This is a genomic window from Cupriavidus agavae (genome assembly GCF_004217045.1).
Classification (GTDB): domain Bacteria; phylum Pseudomonadota; class Gammaproteobacteria; order Burkholderiales; family Burkholderiaceae; genus Cupriavidus; species Cupriavidus agavae.
Map to the genome: position 1 here is coordinate 308,636 of NZ_SGXM01000001.1, position 14,912 is coordinate 323,547.

10 protein-coding genes are annotated in these 14,912 nt (G+C 67.4%); 5 read left to right on the forward strand and 5 right to left on the reverse strand.

The window, feature by feature from the left end; translation table 11 throughout:
- The first annotated feature begins 134 nt into the window (after window positions 1–134).
- A complete protein-coding gene (locus EV147_RS01450; RefSeq protein ID WP_130389357.1) occupies window positions 135–1,364 on the forward strand; it encodes a PepSY-associated TM helix domain-containing protein in 1,230 nt (409 codons plus the stop codon).
- On the opposite strand, the gene panC is transcribed toward EV147_RS01450, so the two are convergent.
- The 3 genes from panC to EV147_RS01465 all read right to left on the reverse strand — a co-directional run bounded on the left by panC (window position 1,361) and on the right by EV147_RS01465 (window position 3,508).
- The gene (gene panC, locus EV147_RS01455; protein ID WP_130389358.1) at window positions 1,361–2,203 is read right to left on the reverse strand and encodes a pantoate--beta-alanine ligase; all 843 of its coding nucleotides are present in this window, start codon (window positions 2,201–2,203) and stop codon (window positions 1,361–1,363) included. The two genes, EV147_RS01450 and panC, sit on opposite strands and share 4 nt — an antisense overlap.
- A gap of 171 nt (window positions 2,204–2,374) precedes the next feature.
- Window positions 2,375–3,271 (reverse strand): segregation and condensation protein A, encoded by an 897-nt coding sequence (locus tag EV147_RS01460; RefSeq protein ID WP_130389359.1) that lies wholly within the window; start codon window positions 3,269–3,271, stop codon window positions 2,375–2,377.
- A gap of 45 nt (window positions 3,272–3,316) precedes the next feature.
- Window positions 3,317–3,508, reverse strand: coding sequence for a DUF3460 family protein (locus EV147_RS01465; RefSeq protein WP_130391151.1), 192 nt, complete (start codon window positions 3,506–3,508; stop codon window positions 3,317–3,319).
- A gap of 175 nt (window positions 3,509–3,683) precedes the next feature.
- Between EV147_RS01465 and EV147_RS01470 the strand changes: the two genes are divergently transcribed.
- The 3 genes from EV147_RS01470 to bamE are packed head-to-tail and all read left to right on the forward strand — an operon-like array spanning window position 3,684 to window position 10,299.
- The gene (locus tag EV147_RS01470; RefSeq protein ID WP_130389360.1) at window positions 3,684–5,546 is read left to right on the forward strand and encodes an autotransporter assembly complex protein TamA; all 1,863 of its coding nucleotides are present in this window, start codon (window positions 3,684–3,686) and stop codon (window positions 5,544–5,546) included.
- A complete protein-coding gene (locus EV147_RS01475) occupies window positions 5,546–9,694 on the forward strand; it encodes a translocation/assembly module TamB domain-containing protein (protein ID WP_130389361.1) in 4,149 nt (1,382 codons plus the stop codon). Before EV147_RS01470 ends, EV147_RS01475 begins: the two co-directional genes overlap by 1 nt.
- A gap of 56 nt (window positions 9,695–9,750) precedes the next feature.
- Window positions 9,751–10,299 (forward strand): outer membrane protein assembly factor BamE domain-containing protein, encoded by a 549-nt coding sequence (gene bamE, locus EV147_RS01480; protein WP_130391152.1) that lies wholly within the window; start codon window positions 9,751–9,753, stop codon window positions 10,297–10,299.
- A 79-nt stretch (window positions 10,300–10,378) separates the two neighbouring features.
- Here bamE and metG read toward each other — a convergent pair whose 3' ends face one another.
- Both metG and EV147_RS01490 read right to left on the reverse strand, forming a co-directional pair.
- Window positions 10,379–12,448: a methionine--tRNA ligase gene (gene metG, locus EV147_RS01485; RefSeq protein ID WP_130389362.1), complete on the reverse strand. Its 2,070-nt coding sequence runs from the start codon at window positions 12,446–12,448 to the stop codon at window positions 10,379–10,381.
- Between the two features lie 308 nt (window positions 12,449–12,756).
- The gene (locus tag EV147_RS01490; RefSeq protein ID WP_130389363.1) at window positions 12,757–13,392 is read right to left on the reverse strand and encodes an OmpA family protein; all 636 of its coding nucleotides are present in this window, start codon (window positions 13,390–13,392) and stop codon (window positions 12,757–12,759) included.
- Window positions 13,393–13,765: 373 nt separating this feature from the next.
- Between EV147_RS01490 and apbC the strand changes: the two genes are divergently transcribed.
- Window positions 13,766–14,854: an iron-sulfur cluster carrier protein ApbC gene (apbC, locus tag EV147_RS01495; RefSeq protein ID WP_130389364.1), complete on the forward strand. Its 1,089-nt coding sequence runs from the start codon at window positions 13,766–13,768 to the stop codon at window positions 14,852–14,854.
- The last annotated feature ends 58 nt before the right edge of the window (window positions 14,855–14,912 follow it).

Below are 14,912 nucleotides of genomic sequence, written 5' to 3' on the forward strand. Positions count from 1 at the left end.
TCGCGAATTCTTCGCATTTGCATTTGCGCGCTGCCGCACAGATGCGACGCCGGATGCACCCGCTGGAGTCAAGGCGGGCTCGCCTGATCGCGCCGCGCCGCCAGAACACGCTTTTTCAAAAACGCCCTCGCCCCATGGTTTCCGGCCGCCTCCGCATCGTTCTCGTCAAGCTCCACCTCTATCTGGGCCTGGTCTTCGGCCTGCTGTTCGTCATGCTGGGCCTGACCGGAACGGTATTGTCGTGGCGCGACGAGATCGACAAGTGGCTGAATCCAGACTTGTTGCAGGCCACCTCGGCGACGCGGGTTCCGGTGGGCGCGGCAACGGTCGAGACGGTCACGGCGAAGCTGCTCGCCGACCCGCAGTACGGCAAGCCGAACCTGCTGATGCTGCCCATCGAGGAGCATGACGTCTTCATCGCCTACTACCCGATCAAGGGCCCGCAGGCGTCGGCGGGGCGCTCGCGGCAGGTGATGGTCGACCCGATCACGCTGGCGGTGAAGGGCGAGCGGCTGTGGGGCGTGCCGGGCCTGTCGCGCCAGCAGTTGATCCCGACGCTGTTCCATCTGCACCGCTACCTGCTGTCGGGCGATACCGGCAAGACCATCATCGGCGTGACCGGCATGACGCTGCTGCTGACGGTGCTGCTGGGCGTCGGGCTGTGGTGGCCCAAGTCGAACCGGCGCGCCTGGAAGCAGTCGGTGCGAATCACCCACGGCGGCTCGTGGCCGCGCTTCAACTACTCGTTCCATCGTGCGGCCGGCATCTTCGTGGCGCCGGTGCTGGCCGTGACCGCGTTCTCGGGCTGGTACCTGAACCTGCCGAAATGGGTCACGCCGATCATCGCCAGCGTGGCGACGGTCAGCCCGGCCGTGAAGCACCAGTCAGACCCGCCGCCTGCCGGCACCCACGCGATCACGCCCGCGCAGGCCATGACGGCGGCGCAACGCCAGTATCCCGGTGCGCTGGTGACGCGTGTGGGCCTGCCGCGCAAGCCCGGCGACGCCTACGAAATCCGGCTGCGCCAGGAAGGCGAGATCCGTGGCGGCAGCGGGGCCACGCGGCTCTGGCTCGACGCCTATTCCGGGCGCCCGCTCGGTGCGCGCGACCCGCTCGATGCGGCGCCGGGCGACACCATCATCAACTGGCTGTTCCCGCTCCACACCGGCGAGGCGTTCGGCACGTACGGACGCGTGTTCATCACCGTCTTCGGCCTGGCGCCGCTGGCGTTCGCGATGACTGGGGTACTGATCTGGTGGAAACGCCGCAGCGGACACCGGCGGCATGTGGAGAGGGAGAGGGGGAGGATCGTTCCCCTCTCCCGCCTTGCGGGAGAGGGAAGAAAACAATCGGATAAACCTTAAATTTCGAGGTTATCGATCAACCGCGTGTTCCCGAGCTTGGCCGCCGTCAGTATTACCAGCGGTTCGCCGGCTGCCAGTTCCTCGCGGGTCGGGGCCTGCAGGTTCTCGCGCTTGCGGATCGCCACATAGTCGGGCTGCCAGCCGCGGCCCTGCAGGCGGGCCAGCGCGTCGGCCTCGACCTTGAGCAGGTCCACGCTGCCATCGCCCAGCACGGTGTCGCGCACCTCGTGCAGCGTCTTGTAGAGCATCGGCGCCTCGGCGCGCTCGGCCTCGGCCAGATAGCGGTTGCGCGACGACAGCGCCAGGCCGTCTTCGGCGCGGATCGTCTCGGCGGGGATGATGTCCACCGGCAACGCGAATTGCTTGGCCATGCGGCGCACGATCATCAACTGCTGGTAGTCCTTCTTGCCGAACACGGCCACGCGCGGCTGCACGCAGCAGAACAGCTTCATGACCACGGTGCAGACGCCCTTGAAGAAGCCGGGGCGGAACTCGCCTTCGAGGATATCGCCCAGGTCGTGCGGCGGCTCGACGCGGTATTCCTGCGGCACCGGGTACATGTCGCTCTCGGTCGGCGCGAACAGCACGTACACGCCTTCGCTCTGCAGCTTCTCGATATCGTCCTGCAGCGTACGCGGGTACTTGTCGAAATCCTCGTTCGGGCCGAACTGCAGGCGGTTGACGAAGATCGATGCCACCACCGGGTCGCCATGCTGGCGCGCCAGCCGCATCAGCGACAGGTGGCCTTCATGCAGGTTGCCCATGGTGGGGACGAAGGCCACGCGGTTCTGGCCGCGCAACTGGTCCCGCAGCGCCTGGATCGAAGAAATGACTTTCATGAATATGGTGAGCGGTCGTGGTAGGAGCGTCCCGGCTGCCGTGCTTCGGGGCGGCGCCGGCGCGTGCCGGTCTCTCTGTGACATGCTTGGGCCGGCTGTCGGCGGATTGTAGAGCATCCGCGCCGGTTCGGGCCCGGGGATGGGCCGGATGGGTCTGCCTGGCGGTGGCGCTCAGGCCGGCGTGTACGCCAATCGCACATAAACGGGTGCGAATGGCTCGGCCTGGGTGATCTCCACGAGCGCCTCGCGCGACAGTTCGAGCATGGCGATGAAGTTCACCACCACCACCGGTACGCCCTTGCCGGAGCGGATGGCGTCCTCGAACAACTCGCTGAACTCCATGAAGCGGGCGTGCTGCAGCCGCCGCAGGATCTGGCTCATGTGCTCGCGCACGGACAGTTCCTCGCGCGAAATCTTGTGATGCTGGTTCAGCTTGGCGCGCTTGAGCACGTCGGCCCAGGCGGATTGCAGGTCCACCGTCTCCACGTCCGGGAAGCGCGGCGCCAGGCTCTGCTCGATATAGACCTGCGAGCGCAGGAAATCGCGGCCCAGTTGGGGAACCGTGTCCAGCCGCTGCGCGGCCAGCTTCATCTGCTCGTATTCCAGCAGGCGGCGTACCAGTTCGGCGCGCGGATCCTCGGCTTCCTCGTCGCTGTCGGCCTTCTTGACCGGCAGCAGCATGCGCGACTTGATCTCGATCAGCATCGCGGCCATCAGCAGGTATTCGGCCGCCAGTTCCAGATTGGTGCGGCGGATCTGGTCTACGTACGAAAGGTACTGGCGCGTCACCTGGGCCATCGGAATGTCCAGGACGTTGAAGTTCTGCTTGCGGATCAGGTACAGCAGCAGGTCCAGCGGCCCTTCGAATGCTTCCAGGAAGACTTCGAGCGCGTCCGGCGGGATGTAGAGGTCCTGCGGCAGCTTGAACAGCGGCTCGCCGTACAGGCGCGCGAACGCCATGCCGTCGACCATGTCGGCGGGATTGGCGGCGCCGGCCACGCTGGGCAGCTCCACGGGCAGGCTCAGTTTGTCCTGCGGATTGGGTGCCAGCGGGTCGCCAGGTTGCATCGGGGAATCTGAACGGTCAGACAGTGCTGAGCGGCGCGCGGCCGATCAGTTGTCCGACGAGTAGACGTACGGGCGCTGGGCCACGCGCGATTCGTTGGCGCGGGCGCGTTCTTCCAGGTCGATCGGCGCCTTGTCCCACAGCAGGTTGCGGCCTTCGCGCTGCTCGGCTTCGAGCGCGGGGCGCTCCTGCTTGAGCGTCTTCAGGAACTGGGTGATATCCGATTCGTACATGGCCATGGCGAAACCTGAGCCCTTCAGGGGCAGCATTGGGGGTGACGGGGCGAGATTTTACCGTATCGGCACGGGCCGCTGCCGGCGCGGGCCCGGATTCTTTATCTTTGGCTCGGGGAAATGCCATGAACCCGCCGGCGGTGTGGTCAAATAGCGACTTGTTTCTGGACCCCATGGACGGATGAGCCTGGTTTTTGGCCGGATGGCCGGACTGATCGCCGCACGCAGGACGCGACACCCGGTCACAGGTGGCGGTGCCATCACGCGCGTGGCCTGCCGGCTGGCGGCCACCGTGGCGCTGCTGGGCGCCGCCTGGCTGCCCGATGCCGTGGCGGCCAAGGACGTCTACAAGGTCGAGATCGACGCTCCCGGTCCGCTCGAGGACATCCTCAAGGAACACCTCGACCTCTCGCGCTACCGCACCCGCACCGATATTTCCGACGACCAGTTCCGCTACATGGTGGAGACCGTGGGCGACCAGGTGCGCCAGTTTGCCTCGACCGAGGGCTGGTTCGACCCCGAGACCACGGCCACCGTGGAGGGCGAGGGCGACCACCGCGTGGTGAAGATCAAGGTCGACCCGGGCGCCCGCACCGAGATCCGCCGCGTGGACCTTGATGTGACCGGCCCGGCCGCCACGCGCTCTCCGGTGCAGGTGGCCGAGATGCGCCGCAAGTGGGGCCTGCCCGTGGGCGATCCGTTCCGCCAGGCAGACTGGGACAAGGCCAAGGAGGACGCGCTGGTCCAGTTGCAGAGCCACACGTACTACGGCGCGAAGATGACGGCATCCGAGGCGCGCGTGGAGCCCGAGGAGCATGCCGCCGACCTGTCGGCCAGGTTCGAGAGCGGCCCCGAATACCTGCTCGGCCCGCTTGAGATCGAAGGCACGCGCCGCTACCCGGCCCAGATCATCCGCAACGTCAATCCGCTGGTCGAGGGCGAGCCGTATCGCGTGGAGCGCCTGCTCGAATTCCAGCGCGCCGTGCAGAACCAGCCGTATTTCTCGAACGTGCAGGTCGACCTGGAGGAACCGCCGGCCGTGACCTCGGCCGAGGCCGCCGCGCAGCAGGCCACCGTGACGGCGCCGGTGCGCGTGCGGGTGCGCGAGTATCCGACCCACCGGCTCAGCTCCGGCGTGGGCTACACCACCGATACCGGCGCCCAGGTGGAAGGCCGCTACTCGTACTACAACCTGTTCAATCGCGCGTGGGTGTTCGATTCGCAGGCGCGCATCGAGCAGAAGCGCCAGTACGCGTTCCTGGAAACGGCCATGCCGCCGGATTCGCGCACCTACCGCAACAGCATCTATGGCAGCTACGAGCGCACCATCGACATCGAGAGCACCGACCTGACCAGCTGGCGCGGCGGCCTGAAGCGGTCCCGCTCGCGCGAGAAGTACGACACCACGGTGTCGCTCGATTTCTACTACGACAACCTGACCCCGTACGGTCAGCCGTCGCAGATCTCCAAGGCGCTGGTGCCGGCCTTCGCCTGGACCCGCCGCGACGTGGACAACCCCGTCTTCCCGCGCCGGGGCAACGTGATCAACACCCAGATTGGCGTGGCGGCCAAGGGCGTGCTCAGCGATGCCACGTTCCTGCGCATGTACGGCCGCATCCGGCAATACGTGCCGGTGGGCAACCGTGACCTGTTCATCGCGCGGCTGGAACTGGGCGCCAACCTGACCTCGAACGATCCGGCCCTGATCCCGGCCTCGCTGCGCTTCCGCGCGGGCGGCACCGACTCGATCCGCGGCTATACGTACCAGTCGATCGGCACGCCCAACGGCGCCAGCGTGCTGCCGGCGCGCTACCTGGGCACGGGCAGCCTCGAATACCAGTACTGGTTCAAGCCCGACTGGGGCGCGGCGGTGTTCTGGGACATGGGCACGGCCACCAACAACCTGTCCGGCGTGAAGATCTATCACGGCGTGGGCGTGGGCGCGCGCTGGCGCAGCCCGGTGGGACCGGTGCAGCTCGATATCGGCTACGGCATCCAGGAAAAGCAGTTCCGGCCGCATATCTCGCTCGGGGTGGCGTTCTGATGAACATGCCGGACATGCCCTCGGTGCCGCACGACGACGGCAACACCCCGCGCCCGCCCCGGCCGCGCCGGCGCCGCGTCTGGCGCGTGCTGGCGTGGCTGGCGGGCCTGCTGGTGCTGCTGCTGGTGGCGCTGGGGGTGACGGTGGTGGCCGCGCTGCGCACCGAGGCCGGCACGCGCCATGTGTGGAACCTTGCCACGCGGCTGTCGGCGGGCATGCTGGCGGGCCAGTTCGATGGCGGCACCGTGGCCAGCGGCCTGCGGCTGCACGACGTGGTGTTCGCCAGCGGCGGCACGCGCGTGGCCATCGACCGCATCGACGGCAAGTGGCAGACGTCGTGGTCGCCCCGGCGCCTGCATGTGGCATGGCTCAAGCTCGGCAAGATCGACGCCCGGCTGGAGCCGTCGCCGCCGAGTACCGAGCCGGCCAGGATGCCGGAATCGCTGGAACTGCCGCTGGCCGTGGACATCGACACGCTGACGGTGGACGAATTGTCGCTGCTGCAGGGGCCGCCGGCCACGTCAAGCCCGCTCGTGCTGTCGGATCTCTCCGGCGCGGTACACAGCGACGGCCAGCGGCACCGCGTGACCATCGACCGGCTGGGCACGCCGTACGGCAAGCTGCAGGCCAACGCCCAGATCGCCGGCCAGAAGCCGTTCGCGCTGTCGGCCGAGGCGCTGCTCGAAGGCAAGTGGAAGGAAGAAGCCTACGCGGTGTCCGCCACGGCCAATGGTTCGCTCGACCAACTGCGCGCGGATCTCGACGCCACCGGCGACCGTATCCGTGCGCGGGCCAATGCCGACCTGACACCGTTCGGCCGCGTGCCGTTCACGCACCTGCTGATCGATGGCGAGCGGATCAACCCGCGCCTGTTCAGCCCCACGGCACCGCAGGCCAACCTGACCGTCCACGCCGAACTGCGTCCGGTGGAGTCCGTGGCGCCGCCGCCACGCGTGGCCGCGCGGAAGCCCGGCGAATCGACGGCGAGCGCGGTGGAAGCGGCGTCGGCCGCGTCGGCCTCGGCGCCGGTGCCGGTGCCGGTGCCGGTGCCCGCCGCGCCCACCGCCAACCCGCTGGCCGTGGCTGGCGAAATCACCATCCGCAACCTCGACCCGGGACCGCTCGACCGCGAGCGGCTGCCGGTCCACGGCGTGCAGGCGCGCGTGGAGCTGAGCGAGAAGACCCAGACGCTGCGCGACCTGCGCATTGCGCTGCCGGGGCGGGCCGAGATCGTCGGGCAGGGCGCGCTGCAGGAGGGCCGGGGCGGTTTCGATCTGGACGTGCGGCGGCTCGACGTGGCCGCGCTGCACACCTCGCTGGTGCGGACCAACCTGTCAGGGCCGGTGATCCTGCGGCTCGAACCGGGGCGCCAGAGCGTGGCGCTCGATGTGGCCGGGGGCGAGATCAAGCTGTTCGCCGATGCGAAGATCGACGAGGACGCCGTGACGGTATCGGCGCTGCGCGCCGGACTGGGCAGCGGCACGCTGACCGCCGACGGCAAGCTGGGCCTCAAGGACGAGCAGGCGTTCGAGTTCAAGGGCAAGCTGGCCAACTTCGACCCGTCGCGGCTGGCCAAGGTGGCGCCGGGCCGCATCAACGCCGATTTCTCCACGCGGGGCTCGCTGGCCAACGTGCTGCGCGTGGCGCTCGACTTCGCGCTGGGCGAGAGCGAGTACGCCGGGCTGCCGATGACCGGCAAGGGCCGCGTGCGGCTGGAAGGCGAGCGGCTGCTGCCGAGCGAGGCGTCGCTGCTGATGGCCGGCAACCAGGTGAACCTGAGCGGCAGCTTCGGCGCGCGGGGCGACCGGCTCAAGGTCAACGTCGATGCGCCGCAGCTCGACCGCCTCAAGTTCGGCGTGGCCGGCAAGGCGAAGCTCGACGCCGAGATCACCGGCACGCTGAAAAAGCCCGAGATCGTCGGCGACTACAGCGCGCAGTCGCTCGTGGTTGGTCCGCACAAGGTGGCAACCGCCAGCGGCCACGCCGAGCTGCGCGGCGGGCTCGACGGCACCGTGAACGTGCAGCTGGCCGTGCGCGACTACCAGGGCCCGCAGGCCACGGTCCGTACGCTCGACGCCAGCCTCAGGGGCACGCAGGCCAGCCACGGCTTCGATGCGAAGGCCGCTGGGTCGATGAACGGCCGGCCGCTGCAGGTGACGCTGGCCGGGCAGGGCGCGTGGCAGGGCGACAAGGGCTGGAACGGCACGATCCAGACACTCGACGAGCGCGGCACGGTCAATGTCCGGCTGGCCGCCCCGGCGCAACTGCTGGTGGCAGACCAGCGTATCCGGCTCGGCCAGACCCGCCTGTTGTTGGACCGCGCGACGATGAATATCGAGGGGTTCGAGTTCGACCATGGCCGCATTCGCACGCAGGGGCGCTTCGACGGCGTGGAAGTGGCCAATGTGCTCAAGCTGCTGGAAGCGGCCACGGGCGAGGCACCGCCGCTGCGCTCGGACCTCGTGCTCGATGCCAACTGGAACCTGAATCTGGCGGAGGCCGCCACCGGGTTTGCCGAAATCCGGCGCCGCAGCGGCGACGCGTCGATCAACGCGGGCCGGGGCTGGACGTCGCTGGGACTCGGCGAAACCGCGCTGCGCGCCGATTTCTCGGGCAACCGCGTGACGCTGCGCGGCGGCACCACGGCCGAGCGGCTTGGCAAGCTCGTGGTCGATGCCTCGGCGGGGCTCGTCAGCCAGGCCGGCCTGCTGACCGTGGGCCCGGCCTCGACGCTCGGCGGGACGGTCACGGCCGACATGCCGCGCCTGAAATCGCTCGAAGCACTGGCCGGGCCGCAGTACGCGCTCGACGGGCGCCTGGCGGCGGCGCTGCAACTGGCCGGCACCGTGGGCAGCCCGCTGCTGACCGGCTCGGTCGATGGCAGCGGCATCGGCATCACGCTCTATGACCTGGGTATCCGGCTGACCGACGGCGTGGTGCAGGTGGTGCTGGACCAGAACACGGTGGAACTGAAGCGGGTGCACTTCCGCGGCGGCGACGGCACGCTGACGGCCACCGGCGCGGTCAAGCTCGGCGAGACCGATCCCAACCTGACCGGCAAGATCATCGCGGACAAGCTGCAGTTGTTCGCCAGCCCCGAGCGCACGCTGATCGTGTCGGGCGAGGCCGGCATTGCCAACGAGAACCGCCAGATTGCGATCCGGGGCAAGTTCCGCGTGGACCGGGGGCTGTTCGACCTGCCCAAGGCCGGCGCGCCGGTGCTCGGCGACGACGTGGTGGTGGTGCGCCGGAAAGACCAGCGCGAGGTCAAGACCGCCGCCACGCCGGTGGTGCCCGAGTCGAAGCCGGCCAGCCGCTTCAGCCCGGTGATCGACGTGGCCATCGACCTCGGCAACAACTTCCGCTTCCGGGGCGCGGGCGCCGACATCCTGCTGGCCGGCACGCTGGGCATCAAGAGCGAGCCGCTGTCGCCGATGCGCGCCACGGGCACGGTGCGCGTGGTGGATGGCACGTACGAGGCGTTCGGGCGCAAGCTCGACATCGAACGCGGCATCATCAATTTCAACGGTCCGGTGGACAACCCGAACCTGAACATCCGCGCGCTGCGCCGCAACCAGGAGGTGGAGGCCGGCGTGGAAGTGACCGGCACGGTGCGGATTCCGCGCGTGCGGCTGGTGTCCGAGCCCAACGTGCCCGACGAGGACAAGCTGTCATGGCTGATGTTCGGCTACGGCGCCGAAAGCGCGGGGTCGAGCCAGCAGCGGCAGTTGAGCGGCGGCGCGCTGGGCGGCGCGGCGCTGGGCATGATCGGCGGCAAGGCGGGCAAGAGCGTGGTGTCGCACTTCGGCATCGATGAATTCTCGATCGGGCCCAGCACGGCGGGCCTGAACGACCAGCAGGTGGTCAGCATCGGCAAGGCGGTCTCCGAGCAGATCTCGGTGGGCTATGAACAGAGTCTGACTTCGGCGTCGAACGTGGTGAAACTGACCTGGGCGTTCTCGCGGCGCTGGTCATTGATCGCCAAGGGGGGTTCGATCAATGGCCTGTCGGTTTTGTTCAACCGCCGGTTCAACAACTGGAGTACGCTGTTCGCGGGCGGCTCGGGCCGGCGCGCCGCCGACACCGATCCGGCCGCGCAGGGCGCCAGCGCCCCGGCCGGCGATCCGGTCGAAGCGATCAAACGGTAGAGGCAGGACCGATGACAAACCGATTCACTGATGCGTCCGCGCGACGCCTGGCCGCCATGGGACTGATTGCCAGTGTTCTCGCCCTGTTCGGCTGCGACCAGCAGAAGGTCGACGAAGCGATGAAGAAGGCCGGCGACGTGGCCCGCAACACCTGGGACAGCGTCAAGCCGGACAGCCAGCTGTTCAAAGGCATCGAGATCGGCAAATCCACCGAGGACGACGTACGGCGCCAGGCCGGCAAGCCGGAAATCGTCTGGGAGGAGCCGGACGGCGGGCGCCGCCTGGAATACCCGCGCGGGCCGGAAGGCACCACGACGTGGATGGTGACGACCAACGCCGACGGCACCGTGCGTTCGATCGAACAGGCGCTGACGGCCGAGAATTTCGCCAGGGTGCGGCCCGGCATGACCAAGGACGAAATCCGCCGCATGCTCGGCAAGCCGACCAAGGTGGAGGCGTTCCGGCTGAAACAGGAAGAGGTCTGGGGCTATCGCTGGATGGAAACGAGCATCGACCGGGCGTTTTTCAACGTGCACTTCCACCCCGATGGCACGGTGAGCACGACATCGAGGAGCGATGATCCGTCGAGGCGGCAGGGGGGGTAAGCGTCAGATGATTTGCTGAGGGTTTTCTCCCCTCTCCCGCACGCGGGAGAGGGGAACAAGACAGTGAGGGGAAAGCAAATCAACGAATCCGCATCCCCGGCACGGCGCCGCTGTGCGGTTCCAGAATCCACAGTCCCGGATTGGCCTTCTCGTCGGCAGCCGAGGCCGCCAGCACCATCCCCTCCGACATCCCGAACTTCATCTTGCGCGGGGCCAGGTTGGCCACCACGACCGTGAGCTTGCCCTTGAGCTGCTCCGGCGTGTAGGCCGACTGGATGCCCGAGAACACGTTGCGGGTCTGGGCTTCGCCGACGTCCAGCGTCAGTTGCAGCAGCTTGTTCGAACCTTCCACCTTCACGCAATCGACGATCTTCGCCACGCGCAGGTCGATCCGGGCGAAATCGTCGATCGTGATCGTGTCCGCGACCGGCTCGATCGCGGCGGGGCCAGCCGGGGCGGCCACGGCCGGCGCGGCGGCCTGCAGCGAATCGCGGTTGGCGGCCAGCAGCGCGTCGATCTGCTTGGCGTCCACGCGGGTCATCAGGTGCTGGTAGGGCTGGATCGGGCGGTCGGCCGACAACTGGGTGTCGATCGCGCGCCAGTCCATCGGCTCGACGTTCAGGAAGCGCTCCACGCCGGCGGCCATGGTCGGCACGACCGGCTTCAGGTAGACCGTCAGCAGGCGGAACGCTTCGAGCGACACCGAGCAGGCGGCGTGCAGCGCCTCGCGCTTGCTCTCGTCCTTGGCCAGTTCCCACGGCTTGTTGGTATCGACGAACGCGTTGACGGCGTCGGTCAGTTCCATCACCAGGCGCAGCGCCTTGCTGTACTCGCGGCCCTCGTAGTAGGCGGCGACCTGCGGCGCGGCCTGGCGCAGCTGTTCCAGCAGCGGGTTGGCCAGCGCGGCCTCGCTGACCTTGCCGTCGAAGCGCTTGACCAGGAAACCGGCCGCGCGGCTGGCAATGTTGACGTACTTGCCCACCAGGTCGCTGTTCACCCGGGCGATGAAGTCGTCCAGGTTCAGGTCCAGGTCTTCCATGCTGGCATTGAGCTTGGCGGCGAAGTAGTAACGCAGCCACTCCGGGTTCATGCCGGTGTCGATATAGCTCTGCGCGGTGATGAACGTGCCGCGCGACTTGCTCATCTTGGCACCATCGACGGTCAGGAAGCCGTGCGCGAACACGTTGGTCGGCGTGCGGTGCCCCGAGAACCTGAGCATCGCCGGCCAGAACAGCGTGTGGAAGTACAGGATGTCCTTGCCGATGAAATGGTACTGCTCGGCGGTCGAATGCGGGCCGACCCAGGCGTCGAAATCGATGCCCCGCCTGGCGGCCAGGTTCTTGAAGCTGGCGTAGTAGCCGATCGGGGCGTCCAGCCAGACGTAGAAATACTTGCCCGGCGCGCCGGGGATTTCGAAGCCGAAGTAGGGCGCGTCGCGCGAAATGTCCCAATCGGACAGCGTCGAGGCCTCGCCTTCGGCGCCGAGCCATTCCTGCATCTTGTTGGTGGCTTCGGGCTGGGCCAGGTCGCCGACCCACTCGCGCAGGAAGGTCTCGCAGCGCGGATCGGACAGGCGGAAGAAGAAGTGCGTCGACGATTTGCGCACCGGCGTGGCGCCGGACACCACCGAATACGGGTTCTTCAGGTCGGTCGGCACGTAAGTTGTGCCGCATACTTCACATGAGTCGCCGTACTGGTCCTTGGCGTGGCACTTCGGGCACTCGCCCTTGATGAAGCGGTCCGGCAGGAACATTTCCTTGACCGGGTCATAGAACTGCTCGACATCGCGCTCGGCGATCAGGTCCTGGTCCTTCAGCGACAGGTAGATCTTCTCGCACAGCTCGCGGTTTTCGTCGGCGTCGGTGCTGTAATAGTTGTCGAACGACACCAGGAAGCTGTCGAAATCGCGCTTGTGCTCGGTCCAGACGCGGTCGATCAGCTGCTTGGGCGTGATGCCTTCCTTCTCGGCCCGCAGCATGACCGGCGTGCCGTGGGTATCGTCAGCGCCGACGTAGTAGACCTCGTTGCCCATCATTCGCTGGAAGCGCACCCAGATGTCGGTCTGGATGTACTCCACCAGGTGGCCGATATGGATCTGGCCGTTGGCGTAAGGCAGGGCAGAAGTAACGAGGATGCGGCGTGCGGTCATGAAAAGGCCGTTGGAGTGGGGTGGGAATGCAGGACCGGCTATTTTAGCAACTGCGCGGGGGGCGTGCGCCGGTTGTGGGCCAGTTGTGGGCCGGAAGGGGACGGATCTGGCCGGAATTCCGTCCAGAAGCGGCAGGAAGGCCCCGTAAACGGGGGATCGCGCGGCGCTCGGCCAAAAAAAAGCGCCGGTTAGTCACCGGCGCAGCTTTCCACAACGGAAAAGGAGGAGAAATCAGGTACCGCCCGGGAGGTCAGCCACCCATCGCGAGCCAGCAACGGTGGCAAGCGGTACCTGAACTCTATGACTGCTTACCCCGAAATTGGTTTCAAGAAAATTTCGACTCGACGATTTTGTGCACGTCCCTGCTCGGTGGCGTTGTCCGCCACGGGCTGGCTCTGGCCCCGGCCTTCGGCCGTCAGGCGGTTGCGCGCCACGCCGCGGTCGCCCAGATAGGCGGCCACGCTCTGGGCGCGGCGCTGCGACAGCTGCATGTTGTAGCTCGGGTTGCCGGTGCTGTCGGTGTGGCCCACGACATTGGCCACCACGTCCTGGTGCTGGCCCAGCGTCTGGGAGACCTGGTCGAGCACGCTGCGGAACGACGGCTTGATGGTCGAGCTGTCGGTATCGAACGTCACCTGGCTCGGGATATTGACCTTGAGCGAGCCGTCCGGCTGCTCGGTGATCGTCGTGCCCGTGCCGGCCGTGTCCTTGTTCAGCTTGCCGCGGATGGCATTCCAGTTGTAGCCGGTGGCGCCCCCGACGGTGCCGCCCACGGCCGCGCCGATCAGCGTGCCGGTGGTGTTGCCGCCGATCAGGTTGCCGAGCCCGGCGCCCACGGCCGCGCCCACGCCGGTGCCGACAGCGGTGTTGGTGCCCTGTTCGGTGGCGCAGCCGGCCAGTGCCGCGGCGGCGATGATCGAGACGGTGACGAGCTTGAAGTTCATGCGTTCTCCTTCTGGAAATTCCCGTAAAAGTTCTGCCAACGGCATCTCGCATGGTACCGCCTGGTGCCATGCGGAGGGCGAGCCGCAACAAGTTTCAACATTGTGTTTGAAAACCCGCATGTCGCGGTATCGGAGGGCGTCCGATAGCGTCGGCGTCCGTGCGGTGCTACGCGCGGCAGGCCCCGGTTGGCGCCCTACAATAGGGACATGGCGGCAGGCGCACAAGCGCGAGAGTGTGAGAGATGTAAATGTCTGTAATCCCCCACATGCCGCAGGGGTGGCGCCGCCCTGCTACATTACCCCCACATTCCGAAATCCCACGTTTTCCACGTTTCCCACAATTTCCACAATCCCCACCAGAGCGGAGCCCGAATTGAGCCTCACCACTGAACAGGTAACCGAAACCCTGCGTACCGTGATCGATCCCAACACGGGCAAGGACCTCGTCTCCACGCGCTCGGCGCGCAACGTGCGCGTGGACGGCGGCAATGTCTCCGTGGAAGTCGAGCTTGGCTATCCGGGGCGCAGCCAGTTCGACCTGATCCGCCAGAAGGTCGTCGACGCCGTGCGCGCCTTGCCCGGCGTGACCCATGTCAGCGTGGCGGTCTCGATGAAGATCGTCGCCCACGCGGTGCAGCGCGGCGTAAAGCTGCTGCCCGGCGTGCGCAACGTGATCGCCGTGGCGTCGGGCAAGGGCGGGGTGGGCAAGTCCACCACGGCCGTGAACCTGGCGCTGGCGCTGGCCTCCGAGGGCGCGCGCGTGGGCATGCTCGACGCCGATATCTACGGGCCGAGCCTGCCGATGATGCTGGGCATCAGCGGCCGCCCGGAGTCGTCGGACGGCCAGACCATGGAGCCGCTGCAGGGCCATGGCCTGCAGGCCAACTCGATCGGTTTCCTGATCGACCAGGACAACCCGATGGTCTGGCGCGGGCCGATGGTGACCTCGGCGCTGGAACAACTGCTGCGGCAGACCAACTGGAACGACCTCGACTACCTGATCGTCGACATGCCGCCGGGCACCGGCGATATCCAGCTGACGCTGTCGCAGAAGGTGCCGGTCACCGGCGCCGTGATCGTGACCACGCCGCAGGACATCGCGCTGCTGGACGCCCGCAAGGGCCTGAAAATGTTCGAGAAAGTGGGCATCCCGATCCTCGGCATCGTCGAGAACATGGCGGTCTACTGCTGCCCGAACTGCGGCCATGCCGAGCATATCTTCGGCGCCGGCGGCGCCGCGAAGATGAGCGCCGACTATGGCGTGGACGTGCTGGGCAGCCTGCCGCTGAACCTGTCGATCCGCGAGCAGGCCGACGCGGGCCGCCCGACCGTGGTGGCCGAGCCTGACGGCCAGATCGCCGGGATCTACCGCGAGATGGCCCGCAAGGTGGCGATCAAGGTCGCCGACAAGGCGCGCGACATGACCAACAAGTTTCCGAGCATCGTGGTCCAGAACACCTGAACCCGAGAATTGGACTTTGTCCGACATTGCCGTGGCGATCACCTGACCTACAATCCAC